Source organism: Pseudorhizobium xiangyangii (genome assembly GCF_020531965.1).
Classification (GTDB): domain Bacteria; phylum Pseudomonadota; class Alphaproteobacteria; order Rhizobiales; family Rhizobiaceae; genus Neorhizobium; species Neorhizobium xiangyangii.
In genome coordinates this window covers 62503-80554 of record NZ_JAJAWH010000013.1, presented here as the reverse complement: position 1 = coordinate 80554, position 18052 = coordinate 62503, and the positions used below count along the sequence as shown (strand labels likewise).

The window sequence follows — 18052 nt, the reverse complement described above, 5'->3', positions numbered from 1 at the left end:
ACCATCGGCTCTATGCCCGCGACCACGGCCGCTTGATCCGCGTCTCGGAAGGTTTGGAGTGCGGGATGGTTGGGCACAACACGGGCCTTATTTCCAATGAGATGTCTCCCTTCGGCAGCATCAAGCAGTCCGGCCTGGGCCGCGAAGGCTCAAAATTTGGGATCGAGGAATATCTCGAGATGAAATACATCTGTTCAGCGATCTAGACTTGCCGAACGGCCGGAGAACATCCTGGGGAACGCGACCCATACTCGCCCCGCCCCACCTTGCGCGCTCGCGAAAGCGCGCACCCTGCCTTCGATCCAATTGTATGCGCGCGAGGAGACGATGCCGAACCCAATTGCAACGAAAAGTGCGAGCCACGGCATCGGACCGTGAAAAAGCCTGATGATCAGCGATTTGATCTGAAAATGGCTGAGATACATGAACATCGATGAACCGGCGATTTCGGCGGCGATCGTTTTCACCGGAGAGGGGACCGATATCTCGGGCCAGAAAAGCAGCAACGCCGAACCACCCAATATGTAGCCGGTAGCCGAAGTAAAGCCGTGGTGCAGCGCTACGGCAACGGCCACGATCACCATGGCCAGCAAACGACTTGGCAAGTTACGCGCACTGGCCATCAGCATGCCGGCACCAACTGTCCACAGATACCAGATAGGCGTGCGATGGTAGAGGTAGTTCGTGTCCCAGACCTGATTGACCACCCAACTTACAGCCATCGCCAGGATGATCAGGGCGGTGCAACTCATCATGGGGTTCTCTCGAAGCAATTTGCGCACTGTCGGAATCGATAGCAGCACGCCGATGATGAGCAGCAATTGCATGTAGATTTCCGCGAAGTAGTAGAATGCGACGTGGTATTGATCCGGATCGAACCAGTTGGATATCAGCAGCAACGGTTTCAGCTCGAAAGTCCTGGCCAAAACCTGCATTGTGATCACGACCAGCACTGTTGGTATGGCCACGCGCACAATGGTGCCGAAAAGTGTGCTGACCTTCCCCGTGCGACTGATTTCCGGCCACTGGAAGCGCATGACGCTGTAGCCGCACAGCATGAACAGGAAATATGCGGCGCCCCAGTTGCTGCTGTAAACAAATGTGTCGAGATGCAGAGCAACGATACAAATCATGAAGAATGCGCGCGTCAATGTGGCGGATTCCAGCCGGCGCCAAAGCCACTCTCCGGCGGGTATCGTACTCTCCTCCAGTTGCACGACCGTCAGCGACTCCCATCCGCTGGGTAGCGGCCCAAAGCGGTCCTCGAATCCCATCGAGAACTGGATGTAGCTAAGCGAATCCCCTCCCATGGTTTCGAAGCTGTCTTCACGATCGATGGTCCGTCCGGGGAAAAATTGCTGGAAGAACGTCAGCACGTCGTCAGTTCTGGTCTCGGTCACCTGATCAACAACAGGATCGACCGCAGCGGCCTTGTTCAGCTGGACGAATTCATCAGTCAGCAGGCGACGCAATGGCTTGCCGGTCGCCGTCCGCGGAATCTCCGACATAACCCTGACATGCAGAGCATCTCCTGCGTGAACCCCAAGCTCTTTCAGAGCGTCGGTGGAAGCTGCGCGGAGCCGATCAATCGCAAGATCCGTCGACTCCGCTGCAACGAGAACGCCCTCTCCACGAAGTGCGTCAGGCACTTTGGCCACGACGATCTTGCCGCCTTGCCCAAGGAGTTTGCCAATCCGTGCCTCGAGCATGTCCGGATTGATCTTCACGCCTCCGGTATTGATTAGATCGTCGGCTCTGCCGTCATAATAAAGGTGGCCGTCTTTCATGTGGCCCAGATCGCTGGTCTGCAACCACCCATCTGGATCGCACAGGTCGAGCAGCTGATCTCCATCCAAGCGCCAGCGGGCGACGTGCGGACCACGAATGCGGATTCGCCCCTCTGCCGATATGCCCACCTCGGTCTTGCCGACCGCTTTGCCTACCGACTCCAGCAGTTCGTCCGGGATTTCCGAGATCTGTAGGAAGGTGCTGCGGGAGGCCTCCGTGAGGCCGTAGTGCTGAACAATCCGGGCATTGGGAAAAAGCTCGCGAATCCCGCGCTTCTCTACGCCCGTCATGTACTGCGAGCCGATTTCCAACCAACGCAGATTCTTGCCGGCATCTCCAATGACTGCCGGCGTCTGCAGCAAGATCCGCAGAAGGGTAGGCACTGCGGAAAGGGCGTTGATTTCACCTGATTTGAGCATTCGAGAAAGTTCGAGGGGGTCGAAGCCGCGTGGCGGCAGATAGGATCGGCCGCCTGCCGCACTGACTGCGCGTATGCGACCGATGCCGAAACTGAAGGTAACCGGCACGCCGACATACTCGCGTACGTCAGGCGTCAGATCCATCTGGTCGATGATCCTCTCCGCCGCATCCGCGAGATTTGAATAGGTTAGGACTATGCCTTTTGGTTTGCCCTCTGTACCCGAGGTATAGGTGACCTGAGCCGGTCGATCATCGCGGATCAGCGGATGACTTTCAATGAACCAGCCACTTCCCTCATCGGGGACGATACAGCGCTCGATGTCTATTCCGCTCAGCGCATCCGAGAAGGACTCGTCAGGAACGTTGACCAGTGGCTGGCGTGCCTTGTTGAGCGCAAATACACTCTCGATGTAGGGCAGTGAATTCCGCGTAACGAGCGCGGTGGCCGTTAACTTACGATGTTGCACTTTGGAAACTCGATAGTGATAGTGACCGCCCGTAGACGCCTCAAATGAATGTGGCACGAAGCGGCCATCCAGTCCAAGCAGTGGCGGTAAGCAAATATTGGTAGTTTCCTACTCCGAAAAGCTTGGCCGCGACTTCACCAGAACGCACGTATCCAGCAAGCCAAGAATTTATGTCATATTGACAAAAATCTTTGCCGCGCCTTGGCAAACCTGATCCGTGGTTCTTACGCGCGTATTGACCAACTGCAGATCGCGCACGGACTGCACAAGAACTTCTGCTACGCGCATGGCAGCAAAAATGGTAATGTAGCCCAAAGGCGGTTTCGTCGAGGGATAGGCGCCGCCCGCAACGGGGGGGCGCGCCGTGCCTGTCACCACTGTGTCCAGCCGGATGCTCGCCGTCACCGAGGAAATGCGCACGGTCATGGATTATGCGCGAAAGGTTCTGGAGGGCGACGGCCTTGGCCCCGATGCATGTGATTTCATGTTCGGTAATCCGCAGGAGATGCCGTTACGTGGACTTGTCGATGCATTGGTTCGCCACACCGAACCACAGGATGTTCACTGGTTCGGCTACCAGAAATACAATGATCTGGCACGCGAGACGGTCGCTCGTAGGCTGAGCGAAGCGCGTGGCCGCTCCTACGAACCGGCCGATATTGCCATTACAGCTGGAGGGTTCGGCGCGATAGCGGCGGCGCTGCTCGCCGTGCTCGAGGTGGGAGAGGAAGTCATCTATCCGCGTCCTGGCTGGTTTGCCTATGGTGCCCAGATTCGTGGCGCGGCAGGGACACCCGTTGCCGTCGACCTGGCACCGGAAACCTACGACCTTGATCTCGAAAGGATCGAGGCTGCGATCACCCGGCGCACCCGCGTGGTGGTGGTCAATACGCCGCACAATCCGACCGGCCGCATTTTTCCACGAGCTCAACTCGATGCGCTGGCCGACGTGCTCGTGGCCGCGTCGGAAAGATTTGGCAAGGTGATTTATCTTCTTGCCGACGAGCCCTACGCGCGACTGGTATTTGACGGCAATGCGCATGTCAGTCCGGCCGAGAGCTACCCGCACACGCTGATCGCCTATTCCTTCGGCAAGACCTTGCTCGCGCCCGGCGAGCGCTTGGGCTGGCTGGCCCTCGGGGCAGATATGCCCGAGGGCGATCGCGTAAAGCTACGCGAGGCTGTCGATATGGCGCAAGTATCTCACGGTTGGGCTTTCGCCGGGCGTACGCTTCAGCGGGCACTGCCTGATCTCGAGAAGCTTAGCATAGATGTTGCCGCTCTGGCGCGGCGCCGCGATCGTATGATCGAGGGCTTGAGGGTAGCGGGATACGACTTGCCGGTACCTCAAGGTACCTTCTATATCATCCCACGCTCCCCTATACCCGACGATATGGCCTTCGCGGCACGCCTCGCGACGGATGGTGTCTGGGTGCTCCCGGGCAGCGTCGCGCAATTGCCTGGACGTCTGCGGATCAGTTTGACCGCAAACGACGACATGGTGGAGCGCTCTCTGCCCGTCTTTACGCGAGCGATCCGGGAAGTCGCGGCCTGAGTTAAGCCGCCGGAAAAGCTTCAGGGACCAGCTTTCGTTGCGCTCTCGCTCAGAACGGCATTATCGCCGTCACATTGATCGGCAGATCATCAAAGATCATTGCTCTGTGGCAGTCGGTTTCCATCAAGAGTTAGTCGGCCGGGACCTTCAACAAGAGTGCCGACACTCACGCCCCAGAAAACGCCTGGCTAGCGTCAGGTATAGTCATGCCACAACCCGCCGGCGTCCTTTTCGAGCATGGGCGTGCCAAAGCAACCGCGAACGATGTCGGTCCATCCGTCGTAGGGATAGGCGGAGGCGTCACGCCACCGATCGGACTGCAACATCGCGGCACCGATGACAACGGGCCGAATCCCTAGGGTGTCGAGCAGTTCAAGGCCGGCGCGGATCGAACGTCCGCTGGAGATGACGTCGTCGACGAGTGCGACGCGCCGGCCTTTGAGCAGCGGCAGCATGCGCGGATCGACATAGAGTCTTTTGACCTGATCGGGTGTGGTAATAGACGATAGCGGTACCGAAAGCGCCTCTTCGTACCAGAACTTGCGCGACGTACCGAGGGGCACGTAACGGCCGTGGTGGAGTTTTTTTGCCACTTCTGCCGCCAATGTCAGTCCAAGTGTCGGCAAGCCAACCACGACGTCCGGTGCGGATTCCTTCAGCCGTGCTGCGAGATCCGTTGCAAGGGCATCGAGAACGGCGAAGCTGGCCTGGTTGACGATGAGCGAGGCCAGTGCGTGGCTGCCATCCGCAAGCGGGCGAATGGGGAGGCGGATCTGCCGGCCGTCGGCAAGGCTGGCGGGGTAGAAGTGCTGGTGACCGCGATTGACGTCGAATGTCGCGGGAGGGTGGATCTCTTGCCAGAAGTCGTGCGGCTGCATGGTGCCTCCTAGTCCGTGGCCAGTTCGCGTTCGACGAGTCGAGTCCAGAAGCGCACGCCCGGACCGATCGCTGCGTCGTTGAAGTCATAGGACGTATTGTGATGAAGGGCACCGTCAACGGCGGGGCCGTTGCCGAGCCACACATAGCAGCCGGGGATGTTCCCGGACATGTAGGAGAAGTCGTCGCCTGCCGTCGATGGCGGGAAGGCGGTCCGGACCTTGTCGCCGAAGACGTCGCGAGCGGCGGCCAGCGCGCGGGAAGTCGGATCCGGATGGTTGACGACGGGCGGGATGCGGCGGATGTAGCGATAGTCGGCGGCGATGCCGAACATTTGTGCGGTGCCTTCTGCGATGCGACCGATCTCCGTTTCCAGCTGGTCGCGTACCTCAGGGGTGTAGGCCCGTGCCGTGCCGCCGATCTCGACAATATCCGGGATCACGTTGAGCGCTTTCGGATCGCCTGCCTGTACGGAGCATGCGCTGACGACGGCCGGCTGCAGCGGATCGACCACACGACCGACGATCGACTGAAGCGAGGTCAGGAAAGTACCCATGGCCGTCACCGGGTCGCGGCCGAGATGCGGCTTGGCACCATGGGTGCCGATGCCACGAAACGTCACGAGCCAGCTGTCGGATGAGGCGAGTTGCGGGCCTTCGATCACCGCGATCTCGTCAGGATCGAGGCCGGGCATGTTATGCAAGCCGTAGACCGTATCGCAGGGAAAGCGGTCGAATAGTCCTTCTTCGATCATGCGTTTTGCTCCGCCGCGGCCTTCCTCTGCCGGTTGGAAGATGAAATGCACGGTGCCGGAGAAGTTGCGGCTCCTCGCCAGTGCCCGCGCAGCGCCGAGGAGAATGGTCGTGTGCCCATCATGCCCGCAGGCATGCATCTTGCCGTCGATAATGGACCTGTAGGAGCGGTTGGCGAGTTCCGGCATGGCGAGGGCATCCATGTCTGCGCGAAGGCCGATGCTCCGAGTGCCGTTGCCCACTTGCAGCGTGCCAACCACGCCGGTTCCGCCCAGGCCCCGATGAAGGGTGATGCCTGCCTCCTCCAGCAGGCGGGCGACGATCCCGCTTGTCCGCACCTCTTCGAAGCCAAGTTCCGGATGCGCGTGAAGATCGCGGCGGATTTCGGTGAGGAAAGGGATGTCGGCGGTTATGGGATCAGTCATCTGGTTTTTGCTTCATGTTGTCAGGCAATGATGTCAAGTACAGGCGATGCAAGAACGATGCCGGTGGTCACGTCAGCAATGCCCCTGTCCGTCTGATGTGGGCCGGCATTGCAGGCGAGCGTGGCGCCGAAGCAGGCCTTGAATACCAGATACGGCGGTTGCCATTCGACAACCTTATCCATCGCCTCACGCAGCGCCGCGAAACCGTCGGCGACCGCGTCGAGGCGAGCTTCGGAGACAAGGCCGGAGACCGGCAGGGGCAGCAATACGAGCACCTTGCCGCCGGCTGCTACGGCCATTCCGCCACCGGCAGTGATCACCGCATTGGCGGCGATCGCTATGTCATGTGGGTTTCCGCCGAAGACGGTGAGGTTGTGGCTGTCATGGGCAACGGTGGTAGCAAAGGCCCCCTTCCATGTACCCCAGTGGCGCAAGTAACCGACACGCGGGGCAGGATCACCCAGGCCGTGGCGATGGGCGACGGCGATGAGCGTCGCACCTTCGGGTGGGGTAACAAAGCCATCGACCACGTCTGTTTCAGCTTCACCCCAATGGGTGAATCGTGGCTTGTCGATGGTGGCGACACGAACGCGGCTGCCGCTGGAGCGGACGCGGAAATCGTCAGGCAGAAGCGGCTGCAGCTTCACCGAGGCCTGGAATTCACCGGCGTCGGTTTGTGGAGATTGTTGCTGCATGGCGCTGTTCTTGGCGACGATTACACCGTTGGCGACGACCAATGTGGCCTCGAGGCGCGTGAGCTCCGCGAAGACGACAATGTCAGCGCGGCGTCCGGCAGCGATCAACCCCAGGTCTTCGCGGCCAAGGCGGCGTGCGCCGTTCAGGGTCGCGGCTTGCAGTGCCCATTCGGGCTTCATACCGTAGCGCACGAGGCGCCGCACGACATCGTCCAGACCGCCACCCTTGACGAGATCGTCGGGAAAGACGTCGTCGGTGCAAAGCGTCACTGTTTGCGGCAGGTGGCCGAGAGCGTTGAGCGTCTCCACAAATTCCGGCAGGAGGTGATCGTGGGAGCCGCGCATCTCGATCGCGAGCCCGGCGCGTAGCTTCTCCATCAAGTCCGCACCGGAGGTTAATTCGTGATCGGAGGCGACGCCGGCGGCCATGAAGGCCTGGAGATCGCGGCCCGCAAGGCTGCGGGCATGACCACAGACGAGTTTTCCCGCCGCGAGCCCGGCATTGACGATGCCGCTCATGCGTGGCTTGCCTTCGATAATGTCGCGCATGTTCATGACTTCGGCAACGCCACCGATTTCATCGCGACCGAGAAGGGAGGAGACGGTTGTCGCGTCGAAATCGGCACCGGCGCCCTCGAGCCCCGGCGCCGACGGAACGCAGGACGGGGCGAGGACGACGAAACGCAGCGGAAGGCCGCGGCTCGCACGGATGGCGAAATCGACGCCGGAGACGCCGTGGACATTGCCGAACTCGTGGGGATCCCAGACGACCGTGGTTACGCCGCGCGCGACGACGGCGTCCGCATAGGTTGCGGGCGTCACCATTGAGCTTTCGACATGCATGTGCGTGTCGATGAGGCCCGGGGTGACGAAGCCGCCTTTTGCGTCGAGGATTTCGCTGGCGTCGGCGCGCGTGTCGGGAGCATGGACCGATGCGATGAGCGGGCCGACCAGGCCGATATCGGCCGGCCGGTGCTCGCCGGTGACCATGTCAACGAGGATGCCGTTGACGATCAGCGTGTCGAAAGGTGCGGCGCCCCTGGCGGCGGCAACGGCGCGCAGGCGAAGGTCAGCGTCGGCGATGTCGAGCGGTTCCATCGGACGGGATTTCTTCATTTGCCGGCCTCCCAGCGCAGTGCTGCCATGATGACGTCCTTGACGGTGGACGCATCGCAGTCGGTGGCAAAATGGGCGTTGAAGGCGCCGTGTGTTACTCGCGTCTCGACTATCGTACGCCCACGGGTGAGCTTGCCCGCACACTCCATCTCGATGCGGGCCGGTTCGAAAGTGACGAGGTCGGGGCGGACGAAGGCGGCGGCCGCCGCGGGATCGTAGAGCGCCATGGCCGGACGGCCGCGGGAGATGGCGATGTCGATGAAGCCGGCGAGCATGTCGGCGATCAACTCCGCGTTTTTACCGCCGGCACTCCGTAAAGGTTCGACCTCGGACGGCTCGGCAAGAACTTTCCGGCAGAAATCGAGATCGACCATGCGTAGCGGCAGGCCATGGGCCAGAACGATCGCTACGGCTTCGGGATCGGCAAACGCGTTGAATTCGGCGGATGCCGTATGGTTGCCGCGGGTCAGGCCGCCACCCATCCAGGTAAGTTCGTCGATGCGGGCGGCCAGGTCCGGCCGTGCAAGAGCCAGCGCCGCAAGGTTGCTCAGCGGTCCGAGGGCCAGGATCCGGCGCGGCGCGTGCGTTTCCTCCAGCCAGCGGCAAAGGCTCAAAAAGGCGTCACCTTCCGGCAGTGCCTCGCTCCTGGGCAGCGTGCGGCCGGCAGTGGGGATGCCGCTTTCGCCGAGGATGGCCTGTGCGGTCTCAAGCGCACCCATCACGGGTGCGGAACGGCCGACATGCATGGGCAACGTCCAGCCGAAGGCGCTTGCCGCACCGGCGGCGTTGCGCCTCACCTGTTCCATCGGCGTATTGCCGAAGACAAGCGAGATGCCGTCGATGTCGAGTTTCGCATGCATCACGACCAGAATGGCCGCAATGTCGTCGAAGCCCATGTCGGTATCGATCCACACGCCCATCGATTTCACCCGAAGCGGTCAAGGGGCGCAGCACTTTCGACCGGGAGGTCGAACGCCACCGATGCGCCGAGTTCATGGGCAGGAAGCGACGCCTCGGTCTCGGCCTTGACGATGCCGACCGGCGTTTCCAGCACGTATTCGCGGGTGCTGCCGGCAAAGGAGACACCGCGCACGATGCCAGTGAAAGGTCCTGACCCCAACGGGATCGCACGCGGCCGCCAAGCAAGGCCTGCCGTATCGGGCGCAGCGCCTGAAAGGGAGGTTTCGCCGCTCTCGGTAACAATCTTGCCGTTGCGGACGGCGAAGATATTCTCGAAGCCGACGAAATCGGCGACGAAGCTCGAGGCGGGACGATTGTAGATGTCTTCAGGTGTGCCGATTTGCTCGATGGCACCGTCGCGCATGACGACGATGCGATCGGCGAGCGCCAGTGCCTCGACCTGATCGTGGGTGACGAAGATCATGGTCACGCCGCTTTCCTTTTGCACACGCTGCAGCTCGGTGCGCATTTCGAGGCGAAGGCGGGCGTCAAGGTTGGAGAGCGGCTCGTCCAGCATCAGCACCTTCGGTTCCATGACCATGGAACGGGCGAGCGCCACGCGCTGCTGCTGGCCGCCCGACAGTTCCGGCGTCTTGCGGCTGGCAAACTGCGACAGGCCGACGGATTTCAGCGCGGCCGAGACCTTGGTGTTCAGCACCTCGCCAGTCATGCCCTTGAGCTTCAGACCGAAGGCGACATTCTCGAACACGGAGAGGTGCGGGAAAAGCGCGTAGGACTGGAAGACGAGCCCGACTTCGCGGCGGTTGGCGGAGACGCGCGTGATATCCCTGCCGTCGAGCGTGATGCGCCCGGACTGGACCGGCATCAGACCGGCGATGGATCGCATGGTGGTGGTCTTGCCGCAGCCCGAAGGGCCGAGCAGCGCGAGGAGTTCGCCTCTGCGGATCTGGAGGTCGAGATCCTTGACCGCAGTGGTCTTGCCATAGGCGAGCGAGAGCTTGTCGAGGGTGAGGAACGAAGCGTCAGACATAACGGGAAAACCCCAGGAAGCGTTCTGCGGCAAAGACGATGCCGATGGAAAGGAAGGCGAGCAGCGAGGAAAGGGCGGCAATCGAGGGATCGAACACGATTTCCATATAGCCCAGCATGTCGATTGGCAGCGTGCGCACGCCTGGGCCGGACAGGAAGAGGGAGACCGGCACCTGGTTGAAGCTCGTCACGAAGCCGAGGATGAAGGCCGACAGGATGCCGCCGCGAATGTTGGGCAATACCACGCGGAAGAAGGCTCCAAGTCGTGACGAGCCCAAAAGGACTGCTGCCTCCTCCATGTCGGAGCGGAGATTGGCAAGGCTCGCGGAGACGACCCGTACAGCATAGGGCAGCACCAGCGCCGTGTGGGCGACGAAGAGAGCGAGGGTGATCGACATGCCCAAGGGGATCACGAAATAGCGCAGCAGAGCGAGGCCGACGATGATGCCGGGCACTATGATCGGCATGGATACCATGAAGCGCACAGTCTCGGCGCCGGGCAGCGGGTAACGCGACATTGCGTAGGAGGCGGGAATGCCGAGCACGAGGGCGGCGAAGGTGCCGCCTATCGCCAGGACCATCGACGTCGCGAAACTCTGGCGGAAGCTTTCCACGGTGAAGACCTTGGCGATCCACTTGAGCGAAAAGCCCTGCGGCGGGAAAGCCAACGTGTCGCCGGCGGAGAAGGAGGCGGCGACGATGATCAGGAAAGGCCCGATCAGGAAGATCATCACGAGAAGCAGGGTGAGGGGCGCAAACAGTCTCTGCATCATTTCTTGTTCCTTGCAGTGGCGATGCGTCTCAGCAGGATGTTGGCGGCGAAGCTCATGATGATCAGGATGAAGGCGATCACGCTCGCGGACACGAAATTGTTGGCTACGGTCACTTGCTGGTAGAGCAAGGTCTCCAGCATGAGAACCTTGGAGCCACCGAGGATGGCGGGGGTAATGTATGCGGTCATGGAGCCTGTAAAGACGAGGGTGCCGCCGACCACCAGCCCCTCGCGGGTCAGCGGCAGGATCACCTTCCAGAAGACCTGGAACCAGTTGGCTCCGAGAACACGAGCCGCCGGAACGGCATCCTTGGGCAGGTTTTCCAGGGCGCTGATCAGCGAGATGACCATCAGCGGCAGGAAGAGCTGCAACAGTCCGATGAAGACGGCGGTCTCGGTGAAGAGAATGCGCAGGGGTTCGTCGGTCAGGCCGAACAGCATCAGGCCCTGGTTGACGATGCCGGTGCGACCGAGGATGACAATCCAGGCATAAGTTCGCGCCACGGGCGAAATCATTAGCGGCAGGACGACCAGACCGATCATCCGGCCCTTTGTGCCGGGTGGCAGCGAGACGATGGCATAGGCCGTGGCGTAGCCGATGACGGCCGCGGCAACGGTCACGATCAGGCCGAGCTTCAACGTGCGCAGGAAGACTGCACGGTTGAGTGGCTCGGCGAAGAAATCGACATAGGCCGAGATCGTCCAACTCTCGGCCGATCGGAACCCTTCGGAAAGAAGAAGGGCGACCGGCACCAGAAAGACGATGGCAGCGAAGAGAGCCGCCGGAAGGGCAAGCGCCAGCGCTTCTGCCCGGTTCTGGAACATTTCGTCTAACCCTTTTTTGATCCGTTTCTTTGGCAGGCAGGACGCGGCGGACGTGTGTCCGCCCGCCGCGTCGATCAGGCAGGAGCCCTGGGGGAGGCTCCACGTTCTGCGGTTACTGGCCGACCGTGGCGTTCCACTCCGAAAGCCAGGCATCGCGATTGTCGAGTGCTGTGGCGGACGGGATGAGCTTGAGGCTCTTTGCGGTTTCCTCACCGTAGGTGATGTTGCCGGCGACCTCGTCGGAGACCTTGACTTCGGCATTGGCCGGGCTGTCGACGAGCTTTTCGGCAAGCTTCGTCTGCACTTCGGTGGAGAGCCAGAAGTCCATGAACTCAAGCGCGAGGTCCTGGTTCTTCGAGCCCTTGGTCATGACCATGACGTTCATGCCGCCGGTCTGACCTTCCTTCGGGGTTGCCCATGCGAGCGGCAGATCGAGCTTGGCGAAAGGCGCCCAGGAGAATCGGCCAATCGGCGCGGCCCAGATCTCTTCCTGCTGCATGAGCTGAACGAGCTGCGATGACTTCACGTAGAAGGTGACGATTTCGTCCTTCTTCGCGCCGATGGCCTCGATCGGACCCTTGAGGTCCGGTGTGTCGTTTCCAAGCGCCTGACCGAGCATGTAGAGGGCAGGCGGTCCCTGGTTGGTCGTGACGTTCGGGAAAGCGACGTGAGAGACGACGTCGTCCTTGAGCAGATCGGCCCAGGATTCGACCTTCATCTTGTCGGTCCGGTAGACGATCGAGGTGGCGTAGAAAGTATAGCCGACGCTCATGCCGTCGCCGTTCGGATCCTTGGCGATGTCGTAGAGCTTGCCGAAGTTGGTGAGCTTTGTCGTGTCAACCTTGTCGGTCAGCCCGGCGCGGCTTGCCTGAAGCGCGTCCGCCATCGAGACGACGGCCATGTCGATGACCGGGTTCGCCTTGTTGGCTTCCATCTTGGCGAGACGCTCGACGCTGTTGCCGGTCTCGACGACGAGCTTGCAGCCGCACTTGGCTTCGAACGGATCGTAGACCAGTTCCTTGAACTCGTCCTGCGCGAAGGCGTAGACAGAAATAGTGAGCGTCTTTTCCTGAGCTTGGGCTACGCCCATGCTCAGCATCAGAGCGGTGGCCGAGGCCAATACCATCTTGAATTTCATGATGTTCTCCTTCTGGGGCTTCATGTTTTAAGCGGCAGTCAAACGAGGAGGCGCCGAGGTCTGGCGCACGACGAGGGTCATCGGCACGCTTTCGCAGGCATCAGGCAAGGGCCGCACCGGTCCGGGCGTTGGCGGTGTATCGCCCGCAGCGTTGCCCTCGATCGCGCTGGTCAGCGCGTCCACTGCAATCTTGGCAATCGCGGGCATGTCCATGTGGATGGTCGTCAGGGCCGGTCTGAAGGCGGATGACCAGGTGAGATCATCGAAGCCCGTGACGCTTGCCTGCTCAGGTACGGTGATGCCGCACCCCAGAAGCTCGGTCAGCGCGCGCAGGGCATGGAGGTCAGAAACGGTCGCGAAGGCGGTGAATCCTTCTTTAAACTTTCGATCCAGCCCGAGCGAACAGCCGACATGGGCAGCGGCTTCCAGCCTTTCGATCCAAATGGTTTCGCTTTGCACCTTGGCCGGAATTCGCGATTTCATTCCGCCTATGCGATCGTTCTGCACGTTGGAATCGGGATTGTTCCCGATGATCAGGATCTTGCTGTGGCCGAGCGAAACGAGGTGCTCGGCGACCAGTTGACCACCCTGCCAATGGTCGGCTGAAACGGTGTTGCCGGGCGTCGAACTGCTGTCGATTACGGCAATTGGACTGCCGATGTCGGAGATGCGGGTGCCACGCCGGGGCAAGATGACGACGCCATCGACGCCCCGCTCAAGCAGCCGGTTGATTACCTCGGTCTGCATTGCGACATCACCGCGCGAGTCGGCAATCAACACCCCATATCCGGCCTTGGCAGCGGCGTGCTCTATGGCCTGCGCGATCTGCGGAAACAGCGGGTTTGCGATATCCGGCAGCACGAGCCCCAACACATAGGACCGCCCTGTACGCAAGGCGCGCCCGGCTGTCCCTGGTACATAACCAAGATCGGAGGCTGTCGCACGGATCTTGTCGGCCAATTCGTTCGAAACGCGCCCCTTGCCGGAAAGCGCATTTGATACGGTCGCCACCGATACATCGAGCAGGGCGGCTATCTGGCTGAGATTCGGTCGAGTGCGGTTGCTGTGCATCGCGTCGCGGAACGGGACCTGATTAAACGATTAATCGCCCGGATACATGATCATCAAGAGGATGTCGAATCGTTTGCGTACCGGCAGAAGGTCCTTTGAGCTGTGCTTGAGATTCGTCCGATGAACTAAGCGGTCGGTACGGCCCAGACGGCGTTGGGGATCGCGCTCGGCGGCCTCGACATGTGGGTCAAACAGATCTTCGGCACTTCGCCGTTCACGCTGAAGCACGGCAAGACCGACGCCGCCTCGCTGGAGCCGGCGGCCAGGCACAGACGCATCGACTATCCGCGTCCCGACGGCGTGCTGACCTTCGACCGGCTGTCCTCGGTGTTCCTGTCCAACACCACCCACGAGGAGGACCAGCCGGTCCATCTCCAGGTGAAGGACATGGATCTGCAGAAGCGCTCGGAGCTCGGCATCTATGCCGGCCCGTCGACCCGCTACTGTCCGGCCGACGTCTACGAATGGCTCGAGAAGGACGGCGAGGACGTCTTCGCTATCAACGCGCAGAACTGCGTCCACTGCAAGACCTGCGACATCAAGGACCCCAACCAGAACATCAACTGGGTGCCGCCGCAGGGCGGCGAGGGGCCGGTCTATCCGAATATGTGAGGTCGATGGTCGGTGCAATTTTACACTTTAGCACCAAGCCCGTGGCTTTTCCGAGCATGGGAGGCGGGTCGAGCGTATGCAGTGCAGGAAGGCGGAACCCGTCTGGTCAGGAAACAGCTACGCAGCCGAAAGTGACCATTTCACATCTTCCTGGGACCGCCTCCCTCGTTTCGCCTGCCTCCCTCCGTTCAGGCGAGGCTAGACTTGCGAGATACCGCGTTGCGCGCGGCTATCATTTGCGACTGGGTGTACATCTTGGCATGCCGTACGAGATCGTCTCCGTCTTCCCAGGTCTCACGCCAGATGCCGAGGATACCGGTCAACGGCTGGCCGACGACGCGAGAGGAGAAGGATTCATAGGTGATCGGGCCGGCATAGCCGATCCGCGCCAGCGCCTGGAACATCGACTTCAAGTCGATCGATCCGGTGCCCATGTAGCCCCGGTGGCTTTCGCCGGTGTGGAAATATCCCAGATAGTCGCCGGTGGCCTGGATCGCCGCAACGGCGTCGGCCTCCTCGATGTTCATGTGATAGACGTCGAGGTGAACCTTGACGTTCGGCGCACCGACGCGTCGGCAATATTCCACCGCCTGCGTTGCCGTGTTGATCATGTTGGTCTCGTACCGGTTGACGACCTCCATGCCGAGCGTGATGCCGCTGGCTGCGGCCTTTTCGGCCACCCGTGCCATCACCTCGATCGAAGACGCGACACCGGCCGAGGTTGCGGGTTCGGAATACTTCTGGAACGCGGAATAGAGGATGCCGCAGACATGGGTGGCACCGATGTCGCGGGCGGTCGAAACCACATCCATCAGATGTGCCTCGCCTGCACGGACCCGATCGGGATCAAGCGAGGAAATATCCTTCTCGGCATCCAGGCCCAGGGACATGGTGACCCCGATACCCGCCTGTTCCAGCCGCTTGCGCGTGAGGTCAATGTTCATCAAGTGAGGAGCCATCGCCGAAATCTCGATGAGATCGAAGCCGAATTCGGCTGTTTTATCGATCGCACGGATGGCTTCCTCATCGCTCCAGCCCGCGACCCAGACGTTGGCGTGCAAACCAAGACGGTTGTTCATTTTGATCTCCTCTGTGAAATTGGCGACGTCGAGGCCATGGATGGTGCGCGCGGATGACCAGATCGAAGCATCTCTGCAAATGCGACGGGCATCAGTGATCTTCGCATCAACCGGTGGGGCACTTGCTGAGCCACCATCAACGGATTTCTCTCGCCAGTGCCTGCAGGCGCTGGAATGCCCGATATCGTGTTGCGTGCAATGAGGCGATCTCCCCATCCGCGGGCAGGAACGTAGCGCCTGCGCGACTGAGCTCGGCCATCGCGCTTCGAAGATCGGGGTAGAGGCCGGCGGCGACAGAACCCAAGGTTGCCGCACCCAGAAGAACCGGCTCCTCTGCCTCACAAGCGAGCACCGGCTTGCCGATGGCGTCCGCAAGAATTTGGCGGATCATTGTCGATTGTCCCGCACCGCCTGAAATTACGACTTTCTCGACCGGTGCGCCGGCCTGCGCCTGAGTTTCTATGATCTGCCGCAGCCCGTAGCCGATGCCACAGATGCCGGCGAGGTAAAGTGCAGCGAGACTGTCCAGGCCCCGTTCCATCCCAAGCCCGACAATGACAGCGCGGGCATGCGGGTCGGCATGGGGTGCGCGGTTGCCGAGGAATTCGGGAACAACATGCAGGCCGTCAGCATGGTGCACGATGTCGGAGATCGAAGAGGTATGAGCCAGCAGCCGCTCCGTGAGGAGCTGGGACACAGGAATGCCGCGCCCGCGCGCCATCTCCTGTGCTTCGACGCCGGCCGGATGGCATTCTATCAGATGGTCGATCGCGGCGCCGGCCGCCGACTGGCCACCTTCGTTCAACCACATTCCCGGCACCATGGCCGAAAAATATGGCCCCCAGACGCCGGGAACGAAGACTGGATCTGCAGTCGAGGTCATGGTGCAGGAGGAGGTGCCGAAGACATAGGCCATATGGGTCGTGGGGCTACCCTCGATCCCGACAGTGCCGATGCCACCGGCGTGGGCGTCGATCATGCCGGCGGAAACAGCTGTTCCGACAAGCAGACCGAGATCGGCGGCAGCGGCTGCAGTCAGGCCCTGGCCAAGTGGTGTTCCGGGATCCACCACGCGCTTGCCGATACAATCGAAATCCTCGTCCGCCAGTTCTCCTAGGCCGATCTGGCGGAAATAGGATGGATCCCAGCGACGTTCATGGGCCAGATAGGTCCATTTGCAGGTTACCGTGCAGGTCGAGCGTGCGAGATCGCCAGTTGCCTTCCATGTCAGGAAATCGGCGAGATCGAAAAACTGCCATGCCTGGGCGAAAACCTCGGGTCGGTTCTCCTTCAACCAGAGAAGTTTAGGCGTCTCCATCTCAGGCGAGATGCTGCCGCCGACATAACGCAGCACGTCATGGCCCATGACATTGATGCGCTCGGCCTGCTCGACAGCGCGGTGATCCATCCACACGATGACATCGCGCGAAGGGTCTTCCGAGGGTCCAACAGGCAGGGACGTCCCGCCCGCACCCAGTACGACAAGGGAACAGGTGGCATCGAAGCCAACCCCGGCGACCCGCGCCGGATCGATGCCGGCTTCGTCCAGCGCTGCACGAACCGATTGGCAGATCGCGGACCAGATTTGCGACGACGACTGCTCCACCATGGAGCCGGGGCCGCGCCAGAGGGTGATTTCCCGCTTGGCGGAGGCCAGCATCCGGCCCGAAAGGTCGAACAAGCCGGCCCGCGCGCTGCCGGTGCCTACGTCGACACCGAGGATGAGACGTTCGTCGCGTTCTGTCATGATGGCGCTTCCTTCCCGGAAATCAGAGATCCAGGCTACTCGGCATGATCACCAGGTCGCGAACGGTGACTGTGCGCTTGCGGGTCAGCATGAACAGCACCGCGTCGGCCACTTCCTGCGGCTGCATCAGGCTGCCATTGGCCAGCGCCTCGTCCATTTTGGCCTTGGGCCAGTCGTCGAGAAGTGCTGTCACGACCGGGCCGGGCAACACAGCGCAGACACGAATGCCATGCGGGGCGACCTGACGGCGGGTAGAGTGGACGAATGCCTGCACCGCGAACTTCGAAGCTGTGTAGATCGGCTCCCACACCACCGGGATCACGCCGGCGACCGACGAGGTAAAGATGATGTCACCCGACTTCTGCGCGATCATGTGCGGAAGCACCGCATGCACCGAGCGGAAGGCTGCATTGACGTTGAGATTGAGCATCCGGTCCCAGGCGTCCGGATCACCCTCGGCCACCGCGCCACCGATATAGGAGCCGGCATTGGCGTAAAAGACATCGAGACGTCCGGTGAGTTCCAGGATGCGCGGCAACATGGCCGAGACCTGTGGACCGTTAAGCAGATCGACGACCAGCGGCAGTGCGTTCGGCCCGATCTCGGCGCAGAGCTGCTTCAGTCGCTCCTCGGCTCGGTCGATCAGCACCACTGTCGCCCCGGCGTCTATCAGCGTTCGGGCGCATTGCAGCCCGATCCCAGAGGCCGCACCGGTAATGGCGACGACTTTGCCCTTCATTTCTTCCGACATGTTATTCTCCAAT

14 protein-coding genes and 2 pseudogenes are annotated in these 18052 nt (G+C 61.4%); 3 read left to right on the top strand and 13 right to left on the bottom strand.

From position 1 onward, the window contains the following. Positions 1-11 precede the first annotated feature (11 nt). Positions 12-206: pseudogene (locus LH464_RS13565) on the top strand (aldehyde dehydrogenase family protein); the annotation flags it as partial. On the opposite strand, the gene LH464_RS13560 reads toward LH464_RS13565, so the two are convergent. Then, positions 195-2675 (bottom strand): AMP-binding protein, encoded by a 2481-nt coding sequence (locus tag LH464_RS13560; protein ID WP_226786933.1) that lies wholly within the window; start codon positions 2673-2675, stop codon positions 195-197. The pseudogene LH464_RS13565 and the gene LH464_RS13560 sit on opposite strands and share 12 nt — an antisense overlap. Before the next feature lie 364 nt (positions 2676-3039). Between LH464_RS13560 and LH464_RS13555 the strand changes: the two genes are divergently transcribed. Next, positions 3040-4230 carry an aminotransferase class I/II-fold pyridoxal phosphate-dependent enzyme gene (locus tag LH464_RS13555; protein WP_226786932.1) on the top strand — a complete coding sequence of 397 codons (1191 nt, stop codon included), beginning with the start codon at positions 3040-3042 and terminating at the stop codon, positions 4228-4230. A 194-nt stretch (positions 4231-4424) separates the two neighbouring features. Here the strand turns inward: LH464_RS13555 and LH464_RS13550 are convergent, their stop codons facing one another. From LH464_RS13550 to LH464_RS13510, 9 genes are all read right to left on the bottom strand, one after another. Continuing rightward, positions 4425-5108 carry a phosphoribosyltransferase gene (locus LH464_RS13550; protein ID WP_226786931.1) on the bottom strand — a complete coding sequence of 228 codons (684 nt, stop codon included), beginning with the start codon at positions 5106-5108 and terminating at the stop codon, positions 4425-4427. 8 nt (positions 5109-5116) lie between these two features. Next, a complete protein-coding gene (locus LH464_RS13545; protein WP_226786930.1) occupies positions 5117-6283 on the bottom strand; it encodes a M20 aminoacylase family protein in 1167 nt (388 codons plus the stop codon). Between the two features lie 20 nt (positions 6284-6303). Then, a complete protein-coding gene (locus tag LH464_RS13540; protein WP_226786929.1) occupies positions 6304-8094 on the bottom strand; it encodes an adenine deaminase in 1791 nt (596 codons plus the stop codon). Then, the gene (locus tag LH464_RS13535) at positions 8091-9014 is read right to left on the bottom strand and encodes a nucleoside hydrolase (protein WP_226786928.1); all 924 of its coding nucleotides are present in this window, start codon (positions 9012-9014) and stop codon (positions 8091-8093) included. Before LH464_RS13535 ends, LH464_RS13540 begins: the two co-directional genes overlap by 4 nt. A 5-nt stretch (positions 9015-9019) precedes the next feature. Continuing rightward, positions 9020-10045, bottom strand: coding sequence for an ABC transporter ATP-binding protein (locus LH464_RS13530; RefSeq protein WP_226786927.1), 1026 nt, complete (start codon positions 10043-10045; stop codon positions 9020-9022). Next, the gene (locus LH464_RS13525; protein ID WP_226786926.1) at positions 10038-10817 is read right to left on the bottom strand and encodes an ABC transporter permease; all 780 of its coding nucleotides are present in this window, start codon (positions 10815-10817) and stop codon (positions 10038-10040) included. The genes LH464_RS13530 and LH464_RS13525 overlap by 8 nt, the downstream gene beginning before the upstream one ends. Then, positions 10814-11641 carry an ABC transporter permease gene (locus LH464_RS13520; RefSeq protein WP_226786925.1) on the bottom strand — a complete coding sequence of 276 codons (828 nt, stop codon included), beginning with the start codon at positions 11639-11641 and terminating at the stop codon, positions 10814-10816. The genes LH464_RS13525 and LH464_RS13520 overlap by 4 nt, the downstream gene beginning before the upstream one ends. A 112-nt stretch (positions 11642-11753) precedes the next feature. Beyond that, complete coding sequence (locus tag LH464_RS13515) at positions 11754-12779, bottom strand: ABC transporter substrate-binding protein (RefSeq protein WP_226786924.1); 1026 nt, start codon at positions 12777-12779, stop codon at positions 11754-11756. 27 nt (positions 12780-12806) lie between these two features. Beyond that, entirely contained in the window at positions 12807-13850 is a 1044-nt protein-coding gene (locus LH464_RS13510) for a LacI family DNA-binding transcriptional regulator (RefSeq protein WP_226786923.1), read from the bottom strand. 147 nt (positions 13851-13997) lie between these two features. On the opposite strand from LH464_RS13510, the pseudogene LH464_RS13505 reads away from it, so the two are divergent. Further along, positions 13998-14462: pseudogene (locus tag LH464_RS13505) on the top strand (4Fe-4S dicluster domain-containing protein); the annotation flags it as partial. A 188-nt stretch (positions 14463-14650) separates the two neighbouring features. Here LH464_RS13505 and LH464_RS13500 read toward each other — a convergent pair. The 3 genes from LH464_RS13500 to LH464_RS13490 form a co-directional block, all read right to left on the bottom strand. Continuing rightward, the gene (locus tag LH464_RS13500) at positions 14651-15541 is read right to left on the bottom strand and encodes a sugar phosphate isomerase/epimerase family protein (RefSeq protein ID WP_226786922.1); all 891 of its coding nucleotides are present in this window, start codon (positions 15539-15541) and stop codon (positions 14651-14653) included. 136 nt (positions 15542-15677) lie between these two features. Then, positions 15678-17288, bottom strand: a complete 1611-nt coding sequence (locus LH464_RS13495) for an FGGY-family carbohydrate kinase (RefSeq protein WP_226786921.1) — start codon at positions 17286-17288, stop codon at positions 15678-15680. A gap of 22 nt (positions 17289-17310) precedes the next feature. Next, a complete protein-coding gene (locus LH464_RS13490; RefSeq protein WP_226786920.1) occupies positions 17311-18039 on the bottom strand; it encodes an SDR family oxidoreductase in 729 nt (242 codons plus the stop codon). Between the last annotated feature and the right edge of the window lie 13 nt (positions 18040-18052).